Below are 13405 nucleotides of genomic sequence, written 5' to 3'. Positions count from 1 at the left end.
CTCAACCTCGGAGGTTACGTGCGAGGCTGCGGGCTTCGACCAGCGCGGAACGCAACAGGCCGAGTGCATCTTTGATGATCTGGTCGTTGTCCTTGGCCACAGCCGACCACTTTTGTCCCTGTTTGCGCGCGGCGATCACGTCGTCAAACGCGCCGCCCCCCGCCTTGGACAACGCGCTGGCGACCGCCACGTCGCCGAAGCTCAATCCGGACTCGCGCTGGCGCTGCTCGATGATCACCGGATCAACCTCCATCGTCTTCGCCACGGCCACGGTTAGCACCCGTTCGCCCCGCACTCCGCGCGCTTTCTCATTGATGGTGCGAGCATAGCGCGTGAACGCCGCTTCACCGCGATCGGTGCTGGCTTCCAGTTCGGCGACTGACGGCAGCTTCGCGATGACGAGGTTCGGATCAGCGTGATAGTAGCCCTGCGCTTCCGGCAACCAGCGCCGGATGTCTTGTTGTCGCGTGCCGGGACTCGGATGGGTTGAAAGAAATTCCACCGGCGCCTTTTCGTTCAAGTTCTCCATGCGCTGCCACAATCCGAGAGCCGCCTCCGGATCGTAGCCGGCTTTCGCCATCAAAATGAGGCCAATGTGATCGGCTTCGGACTCTTGCGCGCGGCTGTAGGGCAGCAGGATGCCGACCTGCGCGCCCAACCCGTAGGCTTGCATCGCCATGTCGCCGGTGAACCGGCCGGCGCCGGCGGCACCGAGACCAATCGCGAGCGCGACGCCGCCGAGTTGCGCCAATTGCCCCTGGCTCATCCGCTCCGCACCGTGATGCGCGAGCGCATGCGCCACTTCGTGTCCCATCACCGCAGCCAGACCCGCCTCGTCTTGGGCGACGGGGAAGAGGCCCGTATACACCGCCACCTTGCCGCCGGGCAGCGCAAAGGCGTTGATCATGCTGTCATCGTCGATAACGGCGAACTCCCACTGGTACTTCGGCTTGTCGGCGGCCTGGGCTATGCGCTCGCCGACGCGGCGCACGAGGCCGACCACCGCCGGATCCTGCACCAATACCTCCTTGCGCAGCACTTCCTTATAGGCACCGATGCCGAGCTGCGTTTCCTCCGCTTCCGATACCGTCAGCAACTGCGAGCGGTTGGTGTACGGGACGGTCGCGCAGCCGAACGCGGTGGCTATCAATAGCGAGACCATCCAGAGAGGGTTGGGCTTGCGTATCCGCATGGGGACCATTGTATGCAGTCTGCGAACATTGACAACGCCGACCATGGGCAATAGTTCTGGGCGTCGTTGGGACACCATTGATGATCCAAGCCGAAGGGTTGACCAAGCAGTTCGGTGCGTTCACCGCCATCGCCGACGTGTCGTTCGAAGTCGCGCGCGGCGAGATCGTCGGCTTCCTCGGTCCCAATGGTGCCGGCAAGAGCACCACGATGCGCATCCTGGCGGGCGTCTTCCCTCCCACCAGCGGTCGCGCCACGGTGGCGGGCTATAACGTTGTGGCCGACGCGCGGCGGGCGCGTAGCGTGGTCGGCTACTTCCCCGAGCGCGTGTCGATCTACACCGACATGACCGTGCGCGGATATCTGGCGTACGTGGCCGAGATGAAGGATCTGCCGCGCGCCGAGTCGCGCCGGCAGTGCGACGCGGTGATGCAGAGCTGCGCGGTCGCTCACATGCAGCATCGCCTCATCGGCACCTTGTCGAAGGGGTATCGCCAACGCGTTGGCATCGCGCAGGCGCTCATCGGTTCGCCCAGAGTGTTGATCCTCGACGAGCCGACCTCGGGACTCGATCCCGAGCAAGTCGCCGAGATGCGCACGCTGATTCGCGGTCTGCATGGCGAACGAACGGTCATCCTGTCGACCCACATCCTGTCGGAGGTGGAAGCCACCTGCGACCGCGTCATCATCATCAACAAGGGCCGCGTACTCGCCGTCGACACGCCGCGCAATCTCAACCAACGGCTGCGGCAGACTTCAGAAATCCATCTCGAAGCGATCGGCCCCGAAGCCGCAATCACCAGTCGTCTGCAGAAAATCCCGGGAGTTCTGCGCATCGATTCGGCGGTTCCGGCGCTGCACCCGAGCGACGGGGCCACAGCACTGCGCATCAGCACAGCGAAGGATCGCGATCTGCGCGCGGATATCGCTGCTGCCGTCACCGCTGGCGGCTGGGGGCTGCGCGAACTCCGGCCGCTGACGCTCTCGCTCGAGGACATCTTCCTGACCATGGTAGCCAACCCTGGCGGCAACTCGGCGCCGCCTCCCACCGCCAATCCGTCTGCCCCCGATGAAAGCCTTCGTCATCTGTCGGCGTGAGCTGCGCTCGTACTTCGGCTCGTTCATCGCCTACGCATTGTTGGCGGTGTTTCTGCTGTTGAGCGGGTACTTCTTCTACAGCGACCTGATCTACTTCATCCTGTTTGGCGGCTACGTCCTGCCCACCGGGCTGTGGCAGTTCGTCTTCCTCGACATGCGCCTGTGCACGATGCTGGTCCTGCCGCTGGTGACCATGCGGCTGTTTGCGGAGGAAAAGAAACTCGGCACGATCGAGTTGCTGTGGACCTATCCGATCAGCGACAGTGCGATCGTGATGGGCAAGTTCCTCGCGGCCTGGGTGTTCTTTCTGATCATGCTGCTGCCGACGATGATCAATCCGTTGATCTTCTACCAATTCTACCAGTTCGATCTCGGTCCGCTGGCGTCGGCGTATCTCGGCATCTTCCTGCTTGGCAGCGCGTTCATCGCCTGCGGCTTGTTCGTCTCGTCGCTCACGGAGAATCAAGTGGTGAGCGCGATGGTCACCTATGGCATCCTGGTATTTTTCTGGTTCGTCACCTGGAACGAGGAAGTGGCCGATCAACAAATCGTGCGCGCGCTGTTGCGGCTGTCGCTGTTCGATCGGTTTTTCAACTTCTCGCGCGGGGTCATCGACACCCGCGACGTGGTGTTCTTCGGGCTCTTCACCGCGCTGTTTCTGTTTCTCACCTTGCAATCGCTCGGCGCGCGCGCCTGGCGCGGAGTGAACTGAGCGGCGTGAACTGAGATGGCAATGCCGCGTCTGTTTGGTCACGCTTCGCGCCACGCGGCACTCGTCGTGCTGCAGGTGGCGCTCGCCCTGACCTTCTGCGGCATTGTCGTGGTCCTGGCCGAACGCCACAATCAGCGTTTCGATCTCACCCCGACGCAAAGCTTCGTGCTCTCCGATCAGGCGATTAAGATCGCTCGCAAGGTGACGCAGCCGGTCAAAGTCTACGGCTTCTACAACACCCAAGAAGGCGGCATGCGACGGCAGGTCGAAGACGTGCTCGAACAGTTCAATCGCGTCAATCCGAGCATCGGCTACAGTCTGCATGATCTCGATCGCAGCCCGGGATTGGCCAAGAAGTACAACGTGGCCAGCTACAACACCGGCGTGATCGAGGCCGACGGCCGCACGGTGCCGCTCAGCAACCTCGATGAGATGGAGTTGACCAACGCGCTCCTCAAGATGACCGTGCAGGGGCAACGGACGCTGTGTTTCCTCACCGGCCACGGCGAACACTCGGTGAGCCAAGCCACCGAGCGGCGCGGCTACAGCGAAGTGGCGAAGGCGCTCGAACGCGAGAACTATTCGATCCGCGCGATCGAACGGCTCCCCCCCACCGGTGTGCCACCGGATTGCACCATCGTCATTTCTCCCGGCCCGACTCGAGAGTTGTTCGCAGGTGAAGCCGATCAGTTGGACGCCTACGTGCACGCGGGTGGACACCTGTTCGTGCTGGTCGATCCCGACGCCTCGGCGTCGTTCGTCGCGATGCTGGCCCGCTTCAACGTCAAGCCGGGCAACGATCTGATTGTCGACGAACGCAATCGCTTCTATGGTTCTGACAGCTTCATGCCGCGCGTGCCGATCTTCGATGAAGCGACCTTCCGTCGCAATCTCGAAACCGCCGCGGTGTTCCCACTCACGCGGACGGTCGAACCGGTGGACGAACATCGCGACGGGGTTGTCGTGTCGTTGATCGCCATGTCCGGGCCCGATAGCTGGGCGCGCGAAGGTACCGAGCAGCCACCGGCCGGCGCGGTCCACTTCCGCCCCGATGTCGACAAGAACGGCCCGCTGCCGGTCGCCGTGATCGCGAACGTGCAGGGCAAACCCGACGGCGAAACCCCCGCGACCGGCCGCGTCGCGGTCTTCGGCGACTCCGACTTCGCCAGCAACTTCTACCTCAACCTGATGGGCAACAAGGATCTCTTCATGAGCACGATCGCCGTGCTTGCTGAAGACGAAGATCTCGTCGCGGTGCGCCGCAAGGGCCTCCAGAAGGGGAGCATCTCGCCGATTTATCTGACCGCCGAGCAGGGACGGCAGATCTTCACCAGCGCGGTGCTGGTGCAACCCGGTGTGTTGCTGCTCGCCGGTGTCCTCGTCACCATGCGCCGCCGGCGGCGCGGCGGAACCTGATGATGGGTGCGCGCGGCACGATTGCCCTGGCGCTGTTGGTTGCGCTCGGCGCTGCCTGGCTGGTGTATGAAGGCGCGCCGCCCGACGACCCGCGCGCTTCGGCAGGGACGCTGCTCGGTGAGCCGCGCGAAATTGATCCGAACAATCCCACGGCGCGTTTGGTGAACTTCATCCCGGCCGACATTCAAATGGTGACGCTGGTGCGCGGCGGCAAGCGCTTGATCACCACGCGCATCGGCACCATTTGGTCGGGGGCGCCGACGCCGAATCTGATTCCCGACTTTCTCGATAGCTTGGCGCAGCTCGGCGAGTTGATGCGCCTCGAAGCGGGCCCCGCCCAACTGCACGAGTACGGCCTCGACTCCCCGCAAGGCGAGATCGAGCTGCGCCCAATCACGGGCGAGCCGGTGTTGGTGCTGCTCGGCGATCGCAATCCGCCCGCCACTGGTGCGTACGTCCGCATTGGCCGCAGTGGCGATGTCGTCCTCGCCGGCGCGCTCATCCTCTGGGAGTTCGACAAGGCGTTCAAGGCGCTCGGCGGATCGTGAAGTCGTGGTCGTGACTCGTGAGTCGTGACTCGTGAAGCGGAGGGGCAAGATGCGCTTCACACGCTGCGCGGTCGGCATCGCGGTGTTGATCGCGTTGGGCGGCATTGGTCGCGCGGCCGATGAGATTCAGATTGTCGAGCAGAACGGGAAATGGGAGTCAGGTTACGGTTCGACGTTCTTCAACATTGTCGGCAAGGTGAAGAACGCGAGCAGCACACCGGCGCGGGTCGTGCGCCTCAGAGCCGAGCTGCTCGACAAGACCGGCACGGTCGTCACGAGCACCGATCTGTACAACTACCAAGCCGACAAGCTCTCCGACGACACGCTCACCGGCACGCTCGACGAGAAACTCGCCAAGCTGAAGCCCGCCCCGATCGCGCCGGGCGCGACCGACAACTTTCGTTGCAGTTTTGTCAAAGAGGAAACCCCCGAGTTCGTCAGCCACCGAGTTGTGGTGGTGGAGATGAAGTGGTGAGGTCGTGCTCGTGGCTCGTGCTCGTGAGTCGTGGTCGGTTGAGAATCCTACGAGCACGAGCCACGAGCACGACTCACGACGTCGGGTCTTGCCGCAGCTCGACGGTGTTGCCGTCGGGGTCGAGCACCCACATCTGATCGCCGGCGTCGAGCACGTCGAGGCCCAAGTCCTTCAGCTTCGCGCGCATCCCGGGCACGTCGACGGTGACGGCGAAATGTGGATCGCTCGGATTGATGCGCGCCGGCGCTGGTGATCGCTGGTCGCGCTGGATCAAGTGTAGTTGTCCCTCGCCGAGTCCATACCACATTCCGGGAAAGCCAAAGTCCGGCCGCGGAATCGGCGCAAAGCCGAGAACCGTCTCGTAGAACTCGCGCGCGCGCGCGACATCGGCAACGCAGATCGAGGCGTGGTGCAGTACGGGGTTCTTCATGCGTTAGTTCCTACCACAGCAACACTTCTCACGAGAAATCCGCACTGGGCGCGGCACCAAACTCCACCCCGCGCCGCTCGCGCCCGAGCGCGGCGACAATCGCGCCGAGGACAAAGACCGTCACCGCGGTGAGGGCCATCGACGTCGCGTAGCTGGTGCGCGCGGCGTACAGCGCTTCGATGTAGACGATGCCACTCGCGAGCAGCACCCCGCATTGATAGGCGAAGCCAGGCAGGAAGCCGCGTACGCTGTCGGGCGACAACTCCGTGAGCTGAGCCGGAATCACCCCCCACGCCCCTTGCACCATGAACTGCATCGCGAAGGCCCCCGCGACCAGCAGCGGCAACGACGGCGCGAAGGCCCACAGCGGCGTGATCAGCACCGCGCCGATCAACGCCATCACGATCGCGCGCCGCCGCCCGATGCGATCGGAGAAGTGCCCGAACAGCACGCCGCCAATTATGGCGCCGACCATCGAGAACGCCGTCAGCGCCGCCCGCCCGGTCGGCGTGAAGCCCCACTCGCGTTGCAAAAAAGTCGGGTACATGTCCTGCGTGCCGTGCGACACACAGCTCATGATCGCGATGAACATCGTGATGTAGCCAAACAGCTTCCAATTCGACGCGATCGCGCGGGCGAGTTGGTTCCAACTTTCGTGGCGCGTCCGCTCCCACACCTCCGACTCCTTCACGCGCGCGCGCACGAACAACGCCAGCAGCGCGGGCAAGCCGCCGATGAAAAACAGCGGACGCCAGCCCCAACGCGGAAACACCGTGAAGTACGCGATCGCCGCCAGCAGATAGCCCGCGGCGTAGCCCTCCTGCAGCAACCCCGACAGCATGCCGCGGCGGCGCGACGGCGCCTTCTCCATCGCCAACGACGCGCCCACGCCCCACTCGCCACCCATGCCGATGCCGAACAGCGCGCGCAGCACCAGGAACGTCGCGTAGTTCGGCGCCAGCCCCGAGAGCACTTCGATCACCGAGTAGAAGACGAGATCGATCATCAACGGGATGCGCCGCCCATAGCGATCGGCCATCAGCCCGAAGATGAACGCACCCACCGGCCGAAACGCCAGCGTTAGCGTGATCGAGAGCGCGATGTCGGCGTCGGACTTGTTGAACTCCTTCGCGATTGCGGTGAGCGAAAAGACGACGAGAAAAAAATCGAATGCATCGAGCGTCCAGCCGAGGAAGCCGGCCAGCAGCGCATTGCGGTGTCCGTCGATAGCGAGCGGAGCGGCCGCCGTCGATTCGCGCCGCGAGCCAGGGGTCACGCGCCCAGCTCCCGGTGCCGTTTCAGCCAGCGTTCGTAGTAGCCCAGCGTGCGGGCGCTGAACGGCTCGGACTCCACCATCACCCACTCGCCTTCGTCGACGGCGTAGCCGACGCAGAGGCGCGCTTCGTCGTCGCGAATGAACGCGAGCGTGGCGAGTTGTCCATCGCGCAACCGATACGTGCGGCCGACCGGAACGATCGTGTCGCCGGCGGCGAGCGCTTTTTCGATTCCAGCCGCTTGCAGCCAGCGCTGCGACTTCACGGACAGCAACGCCGTCTGGGTCCGCCCCGCGCGCTTCATCGCACCGCGTCGTGCCCGGTGATGTCGCGGCCGATGATCAGCGTGTGCATGTCGTAGGTCCCCTCGTAGGTATTGACGGTTTCGAGGTTCATCATATGGCGGATCACCGGATACTCGTTGACGATGCCGTTGGCGCCAAGGATATCGCGGGCGAGGCGGGCGATGTCGAGTGCGTTGCCAACGTTGTTACGCTTGGCGAGCGAGACCTGCTCGGGACGAAATGTTCCGGCGTCCTTGAGTTGCCCCAGCCGCAGCGCCAGCAGTTGGCCCTTGGTAATCTCCGTCACCATGTGGACGAGCTTCTGCTGCACCAACTGGAAGCCGGCCAGCGGGCGATCGAATTGCGTGCGCGACTGCGCGTAGTCGAGTGCGGTGTGATAGCAGGCCATGGCCGCACCCATCGCGCCCCAGACGATGCCGTAGCGCGCCTGGTTGAGGCACGAAAACGGACCCTTCAGTCCGGTGACGTTCAGCAGACTGTCGCGCGGCACCCGCACATCGTCGAGCACCAACTCGGAAGTGATCGAGGCACGCAGCGAAAATTTTCCCTTGATGTCGGACGTGGTGTAGCCGGGCATGCCCTTCTCGACCAAGAAGCCGCGAATGCCGTCGGTGGTCTTCGCCCACACGATGGCGACGTCGGCGATGCTGCCGTTGGTGATCCAGCGCTTCACGCCCGAGAGGATGAAGTGATTGCCATCGGCGCGCGCGCGCGTGGTCATGCCGCCCGGATCAGACCCGTGGTCGGGCTCGGTCAAACCGAAGCAGCCGATCGCCGTGCCGGCGGCCATCTGCGGCAGCCAGCGTTCCTTCTGCGCCTCAGAGCCGAACGCGTGGATGCCGTGCATGGCGAGCGAACCTTGCACCGACACCATCGAGCGCAGCCCACTGTCGCAGCGTTCCATCTCTTGGCAGATCAAACCGTACGCGATGTTGCTGAGACCGGCGCAGCCGTAGCCCTTGATATTGGCGCCGAACATCCCGAGCTCGCCCATGCGCGGAATCAGATGGCGCGGAAATTCCTCGCGCGCGTGGTGTTCCTCGATGATCGGTTGCGCTTCGCGCTCGACGAAGTCGCGCACGCTCTGACGAATCATCTTCGCTTCATCGCTGAGCAGCGCGTCCACGTCGTAGTAGTCCACGCCGACAAATGGCTTCATGCAACGGCTCCCCTTCTTCCTTCGAGAATGCGCCGCATGTTACTGGCCGGCCGGTAGACACACAATGGTGGCGTGCGGTTGCGGTCCTCGCGCGCACAGCGTGAGGATTAGTAACCCTTCTTGACTTCGCTTCGTGCTGCTCTAACCTGTGATCCATGCACATCGAAACCTTGCGTGTGTTCTGCGACGTCGTGGAGACCGGCAGCTTCTCCGCCGCAGCGTCGCAGAACTACATCACGCAGTCGGCGGTGAGCCAGCAGCTCCGCGCGCTGGAGTCACGCTACCAGTGTACGCTGCTCGAACGCAGCCGCCATGGCGCCAAGCCGACGCCCGCGGGAGAAATTCTGTACCGCGTCAGCCGCGAGATTCTGGAGAAGTACCAAGAGATCGAAGCGCAACTCCAAGAGACCGGGAACGTGGTCGCCGGCAATCTGCGGGTGGCCATCGTCTACAGCGTTGGCCTGCACGAACTGCCGCCGCATCTGAAGGAGTACATGCGCACGTACCCGCAGGTGAACGTCCACGTCGAGTACGCGCGGCCGAACAAGATCTACGACAGCGTGATCGCGGGCCAGATCGACCTTGGCATCGTGGCCTACCCGCAGAAGCATCCGCAGGTCACCAACCTGCCGTGGCGCGAGGACCGGATGGTGCTCGCCTGCCCGCCGGATCACGCTTTCGCTACGCTCAAGAAGGTCAGCATCAGCAAGCTGAACGGGCAAAACTTCGTGGCCTACGAGCAGGACATTCCGACGCGCAAGGCCACCGATCAGCTGCTGCGCGAGCATCAAGTCACGGTGAACCTCACCGGTGAGTTCGACAACATCGAAACCATCAAGCGGGCGGTCGAGATCGGCCAAGGCGCTGCGATCATTCCGCTCGCGGCCATCCGGCACGAACTCGAGCACGGCACGCTCAAAGCGGTGCAGTTGAACGAAGCGACGCTGCTACGGCCGGTCGGCATCATTCACAAGAAGAACCGCCACCTTTCTCCGGCGGCGGTCAAGTTCATCGAAATCCTGCATCGACAAGATTTGCGCTAGCGCCAACTGGTGTCGTCGCATTTCTCGCTGGTCAAACCGCGGAGGCGATGTTAGGGACCACGCATGAAGCGCTCTCTGGCTGCGTTGATGGGCTCGCTGATGGTTGGCTGCGGTGGCGGCGGCAGTAGCGCCCCGCCGACCCCACCACCGCCAAATCCACTTTACGTTCGCGTCAGCGGCAACGACACCAACACCGGCACCGATCCCACCACCGCGCTGCGCACCATTTCGAAAGCCGCACTCATCGCTCGCGACGGCTACACGATCATCGTCGGCACCGGCACCTATCGCGAAGGCGTCACCACCGATCGCACCGGCAACCCGGCACAGGCGCTCAGGTTCATTGCCGACGAGTCGGGCGCCCAGACCGGCGATGGTCCCGGCCCCGTCGTCATCGATGCGGCCGGGTCGCGCGTCGGCGCCGGGTTTCGCATCTCGAAATCGCCGGGGACGTTGATCGACGGCTTCACCATCACGCACGGCAGCGACGGTGGCATCGTCATCAAGAGCGGCAGCCATGATCTGACGATCGAGCACTGTACGGTCTTCAACAACTCCGGCGACGGCATCCGCGTGCAAGACTCGCGGAGTGTGCTGATTCTGAACAACCTCATCTACGCCAACGGCGGGCTCGGCCTCGGGATCGTGGGTCAGGGGTCGGGGTCGCACGACGTGCGCATCTTCAACAACACCGTCGTCGACAACGGCACCCGCGGCATCACCATCGGCAACACGCAGGCCGGGTCGCCCGGCGCCATGTTGCGCAATAACATCGTGCAGAACAATGGCGGCGATTCCAACATCCGCGTCTACACCCCGCCGCCGGCGAGTGTGCCGCGCAGCGAAGTGGGCTACGACGAAGACTTCGACCTGGTGTTTCCGCCAACGTTCCGCCCGGACAACTTGCCGCATGGCGGACATGTCTTGGTCACCGACGCGCAGTTCGTCAACCAAGGCGGCGGCGACTACCACGTCAGCGGATCGAGCCCGACCATCGATAAGGGCTTCGATCTGAATCTTCCGTCCGGCGAACTGGATCGCCTGCACGAGCGCACGACCACTCGGGTCGACGCCGACATCGGTCCGCTCGATCTCGGTTACCACTTCTTGCCGCAATAGCGCGGAGAAGAAGAGTACAGCGGATTTAGCGGATTCGACGGATTAAGCGAATTTTCCGGGGAATGTTTCTGAACTTCTGACTTCTCTCCAATTCGCTCAATCTGTCTAATCCGTTCAATCCGTCGTAACCTCTTCCATCCTTCCTCGCAGCACGATCAGTTCGCGAACTCGCGCTTCTTGAGTTCACGGATGTAGGCGGAGAGTTTGGGATCGTCGGCGACGGCTTCGTTCACTTTTTCTTCGAATGCCGCCGCCGTCGCCTGCAGTGGGGCGAGATCGGCGGGGATGCTGAGAAACGACGTGAGCCGCATCAGCAGCGCGAGCGCGCCGCGCGGATTGGGTATGGCCGCGATGTAATGCGGCAGCGCCGCCCACAGGCTGACGTGCGGGAGTCCGTCGCGGCGACAGGCGTCACCGAGAACGCCAACGATTCCAGTGGGACCCTCGTATCGGGTCGACGTCACGTCGAGTTTTTTCAATAGCACCGGATCGGAGGCGAAGCCCGACACCGGCACCGGGCGCGAGTACAGGACCTCGGCAAGAAAGCCGCCGAGCGTCACCACCATTTCGGCACCGCACTCGCGGGCGAGGCGCAGCACCGTGACGCAGAACGTTTTCCATTTGAGGTGCGGCTCGGGGCCCCAGCCGAAGATCAGGTCCCGTTCGAGCGCGGCATTCGCGGTGAAGTGAAACTCGTTCGTGGTCCAGTTCACCTCGCGATGTATACCTTCGATCAGACGCACCTGCGGCCGCATCACGGTGAAGTCGTAAAATTCGTCGGGATCGATGGTGGCGAGCGGGTGGGCATCGAACTGCTCGGCGAGATAGCGGAGCGCAGCGGTCGCCGCCTGCCCGGCATCGTTCCAACCCGCGAATGCCAAGATCAGCGCGGGCTGACGCAACGTCGGCCGAGTCGTGAAACTCAACGCATCCACGACCCGAAGCTTCGCACAAACCGAGTGCGGAGCAAAGCGCGCCGTCGTTGCCGCGTTTACACGCGAGCGGAGGTCACCGTCGGCGCCGTGCGGTGGGATTCGCGATGACCTCGGGTTTTGATGGAGGCGGTTCGTACTCTTCGTCGAGATAGTAGACGCCGACCACGACGCGCCGCCGGGCGCCGCCCGGCGCGGTCGGATTGCGGTCGCGATCGAAGGTAGCCAACAGCGTGTTGATCGTCTGGGTGAACTCCCCGCCGGCGCTGCGCACGTGTTGGCGCAGTTCGGGCAGCGCCGCGGCGCCGATGTTGTCGTAGTAGACTTTGCGCTGCAGGAACGCGTCGGCCGGGGCGTGTTCGATGTTGTGGGTGATCGCCGCGATCAACTCGGCGACATCGGCACCGAGGATGGCCAACTTCTCCTCGGTGCCTTGCGCCGGAATATAGCCGGGCTGCACCAGGCGGATGGTGCCGCCGGCCAGCAGCTCAACGGCCCCGACTCGGATCAACTCATCGAGCACGGCGCGCGGCGGAATGTCGCCCCCGATCTCGGCGACGAGACCGGTAAACGACACGCCCGTGCCCGGGTTGTCCCAGGGGAGATCGCGCGGTGCGCGATCGGCCGCGAGGTAAGGGGGCTCCGCCACCCAGCGCCCTATCACGCGGGTGGCAAGCCCGTAGCTCAATTGCGCCGTTTCGCTCGGCAACGGCGTCTGACCGCGGCGAATCTGGCCGATCTCCTTGCGGGTGATGCCGGTCACCAGCGCCACGCGACTGTCCGTCTGCTTCTTGAAGGGCAGCGCGAAGTGCTGCGTGCCAACCTCGATGTAGACTTCCTTAGCGATGCGGCCGAAGGCGGGAAACGTCAGGCCGTGCGCGACGAGTTGGCGCACCAGCGGCAAGAGGATGGTCCGCAGCGCGCGGATCAGCGCCCGTTTGGCGCGGTCCTCGTCCATCGGCGTGCGGGCTCCGGCAGGCTGGGCATGGCGACGGGTATTGTGCCGAAACCGACGCCGAGAACAAGGGCCGAGGCGAGATTCGTGTTCGTGACTCGCGTTCGCTGCGAACCGCGTCCCGACAGTCCTTCGATCAGATGGCGTTGCGGCGCGCGCAATAGAGGCACAGCTCGCGCCCGCCAAGCGCGTAGGTGAGCGTATCGAGCGGATGCGCGCACACCGCGCACAGGCGGCGCGCGCCGTCGTTCACCGAATTGATGGTGAACTGCTTGCGATCCAAGTCCAACCGCGCCGTACCGTGGCGACGCGCGTAGGTGGTCGCGTGCTCGAAAGCGATCTCATGGTCGTAGCGGGTTCGAGCTGGAACCAGGAGCGCGCCGCCCTGAAACGAAATTCGCGCCACTCCCTTCATGCCGAACTCCCCAGTGTTGCTGCACCCGCCTCCTCTCCTCTCCGCCGCGCACGTGCAATTGATCGTGTGATTTGCGACGATTGTCCGCCCGCCCGACACGCACGTCAATACCCACTTCCAAGGAACATCGCCGCCAATTGTGTTGGTCGGCGGTTCGTGATCGCGCTCAACGGAACGAAGGCAATGCCGTCGTGTTGTCTTCAGAAGTCGTTGTGATCGCTCACTTCGAGAGTGAGGGTGGTGGCGTGATGCGCGCCGGTGTCGGTGCCGGCCGCCGTGGCGGTGACCACCACGGTGCAGCGCGTCGGCGCCGCGCCGCTCGCTGTCGTGACC

General features: G+C 63.9%; 15 protein-coding genes. 7 read left to right on the top strand and 8 right to left on the bottom strand.

What is annotated here, in order from left to right; translation table 11 throughout:
- Position 1: 1 nt before the first annotated feature.
- Entirely contained in the window at positions 2-1162 is a 1161-nt protein-coding gene (locus HYR72_15530; protein ID MBI1816388.1) for a M48 family metallopeptidase, read from the bottom strand.
- Positions 1163-1272: 110 nt separating this feature from the next.
- Here HYR72_15530 and HYR72_15525 point away from each other — a divergent pair, with 110 nt between their 5' ends.
- From HYR72_15525 to HYR72_15505, 5 genes are read left to right on the top strand one after another with little or no spacing between them, the layout of a single operon-like run.
- Entirely contained in the window at positions 1273-2289 is a 1017-nt protein-coding gene (locus HYR72_15525; protein MBI1816387.1) for an ABC transporter ATP-binding protein, read from the top strand.
- A complete protein-coding gene (locus HYR72_15520; protein ID MBI1816386.1) occupies positions 2261-3001 on the top strand; it encodes an ABC transporter permease subunit in 741 nt (246 codons plus the stop codon). The genes HYR72_15525 and HYR72_15520 overlap by 29 nt, the downstream gene beginning before the upstream one ends.
- Before the next feature lie 21 nt (positions 3002-3022).
- Positions 3023-4417, top strand: a complete 1395-nt coding sequence (locus tag HYR72_15515; GenBank protein ID MBI1816385.1) for a GldG family protein — start codon at positions 3023-3025, stop codon at positions 4415-4417.
- Entirely contained in the window at positions 4417-4965 is a 549-nt protein-coding gene (locus HYR72_15510; protein MBI1816384.1) for a DUF4340 domain-containing protein, read from the top strand. The genes HYR72_15515 and HYR72_15510 overlap by 1 nt, the downstream gene beginning before the upstream one ends.
- A gap of 49 nt (positions 4966-5014) precedes the next feature.
- A complete protein-coding gene (locus tag HYR72_15505; protein MBI1816383.1) occupies positions 5015-5440 on the top strand; it encodes a hypothetical protein in 426 nt (141 codons plus the stop codon).
- A gap of 73 nt (positions 5441-5513) precedes the next feature.
- On the opposite strand, the gene HYR72_15500 is transcribed toward HYR72_15505, so the two are convergent.
- The 4 genes from HYR72_15500 to HYR72_15485 are packed head-to-tail and all read right to left on the bottom strand — an operon-like array spanning position 5514 to position 8608.
- Positions 5514-5870, bottom strand: a complete 357-nt coding sequence (locus tag HYR72_15500; protein MBI1816382.1) for a VOC family protein — start codon at positions 5868-5870, stop codon at positions 5514-5516.
- Positions 5871-5898: 28 nt separating this feature from the next.
- The gene (locus tag HYR72_15495) at positions 5899-7098 is read right to left on the bottom strand and encodes an MFS transporter (GenBank protein ID MBI1816381.1); all 1200 of its coding nucleotides are present in this window, start codon (positions 7096-7098) and stop codon (positions 5899-5901) included.
- A 44-nt stretch (positions 7099-7142) separates the two neighbouring features.
- Positions 7143-7448, bottom strand: a complete 306-nt coding sequence (locus HYR72_15490; protein ID MBI1816380.1) for a hypothetical protein — start codon at positions 7446-7448, stop codon at positions 7143-7145.
- Entirely contained in the window at positions 7445-8608 is a 1164-nt protein-coding gene (locus HYR72_15485) for an acyl-CoA dehydrogenase (GenBank protein ID MBI1816379.1), read from the bottom strand. Before HYR72_15485 ends, HYR72_15490 begins: the two co-directional genes overlap by 4 nt.
- Before the next feature lie 155 nt (positions 8609-8763).
- Between HYR72_15485 and HYR72_15480 the strand changes: the two genes are divergently transcribed.
- Together HYR72_15480 and HYR72_15475 are read left to right on the top strand one after the other, a co-directional pair.
- A complete protein-coding gene (locus HYR72_15480) occupies positions 8764-9651 on the top strand; it encodes a LysR family transcriptional regulator (GenBank protein ID MBI1816378.1) in 888 nt (295 codons plus the stop codon).
- A gap of 63 nt (positions 9652-9714) precedes the next feature.
- Positions 9715-10770 carry a right-handed parallel beta-helix repeat-containing protein gene (locus HYR72_15475; GenBank protein MBI1816377.1) on the top strand — a complete coding sequence of 352 codons (1056 nt, stop codon included), beginning with the start codon at positions 9715-9717 and terminating at the stop codon, positions 10768-10770.
- 155 nt (positions 10771-10925) lie between these two features.
- Here the strand turns inward: HYR72_15475 and HYR72_15470 are convergent, their stop codons facing one another.
- From HYR72_15470 to HYR72_15460, 3 genes are all read right to left on the bottom strand, one after another.
- Positions 10926-11705: a PAC2 family protein gene (locus tag HYR72_15470; protein MBI1816376.1), complete on the bottom strand. Its 780-nt coding sequence runs from the start codon at positions 11703-11705 to the stop codon at positions 10926-10928.
- 73 nt (positions 11706-11778) lie between these two features.
- Complete coding sequence (locus tag HYR72_15465; GenBank protein ID MBI1816375.1) at positions 11779-12660, bottom strand: hypothetical protein; 882 nt, start codon at positions 12658-12660, stop codon at positions 11779-11781.
- A gap of 133 nt (positions 12661-12793) precedes the next feature.
- The gene (locus HYR72_15460; protein MBI1816374.1) at positions 12794-13072 is read right to left on the bottom strand and encodes a hypothetical protein; all 279 of its coding nucleotides are present in this window, start codon (positions 13070-13072) and stop codon (positions 12794-12796) included.
- Positions 13073-13405 lie beyond the last annotated feature (333 nt).

The organism is Deltaproteobacteria bacterium, assembly GCA_016178705.1.
Classification (GTDB): domain Bacteria; phylum Desulfobacterota; class Binatia; order HRBIN30; family JACQVA1; genus JACOST01.
Note: the sequence above shows the minus strand (reverse complement) of the source record. Positions and strands in the feature narration are given on the sequence as shown.

Bases quoted from the DNA above. Each gene is read 5' to 3' on its own strand.
- HYR72_15520 (MBI1816386.1), top strand. From the start codon at position 2,261: ATGAAAGCCTTCGTCATCTGTCGGCGTGAGCTGCGCTCGTACTTCGGC.
- HYR72_15500 (MBI1816382.1), bottom strand. From the start codon at position 5,870: ATGAAGAACCCCGTACTGCACCACGCCTCGATCTGCGTTGCCGATGTC.
- HYR72_15465 (MBI1816375.1), bottom strand. From the start codon at position 12,660: ATGGACGAGGACCGCGCCAAACGGGCGCTGATCCGCGCGCTGCGGACC.
- HYR72_15475 (MBI1816377.1), top strand. From the start codon at position 9,715: ATGAAGCGCTCTCTGGCTGCGTTGATGGGCTCGCTGATGGTTGGCTGC.
- HYR72_15485 (MBI1816379.1), bottom strand. From the start codon at position 8,608: ATGAAGCCATTTGTCGGCGTGGACTACTACGACGTGGACGCGCTGCTC.
- HYR72_15525 (MBI1816387.1), top strand. From the start codon at position 1,273: ATGATCCAAGCCGAAGGGTTGACCAAGCAGTTCGGTGCGTTCACCGCC.
- HYR72_15505 (MBI1816383.1), top strand. From the start codon at position 5,015: ATGCGCTTCACACGCTGCGCGGTCGGCATCGCGGTGTTGATCGCGTTG.
- HYR72_15510 (MBI1816384.1), top strand. From the start codon at position 4,417: ATGATGGGTGCGCGCGGCACGATTGCCCTGGCGCTGTTGGTTGCGCTC.
- HYR72_15480 (MBI1816378.1), top strand. From the start codon at position 8,764: ATGCACATCGAAACCTTGCGTGTGTTCTGCGACGTCGTGGAGACCGGC.
- HYR72_15460 (MBI1816374.1), bottom strand. From the start codon at position 13,072: ATGAAGGGAGTGGCGCGAATTTCGTTTCAGGGCGGCGCGCTCCTGGTT.
- HYR72_15515 (MBI1816385.1), top strand. From the start codon at position 3,023: ATGCCGCGTCTGTTTGGTCACGCTTCGCGCCACGCGGCACTCGTCGTG.
- HYR72_15490 (MBI1816380.1), bottom strand. From the start codon at position 7,448: ATGAAGCGCGCGGGGCGGACCCAGACGGCGTTGCTGTCCGTGAAGTCG.
- HYR72_15530 (MBI1816388.1), bottom strand. From the start codon at position 1,162: ATGGTCTCGCTATTGATAGCCACCGCGTTCGGCTGCGCGACCGTCCCG.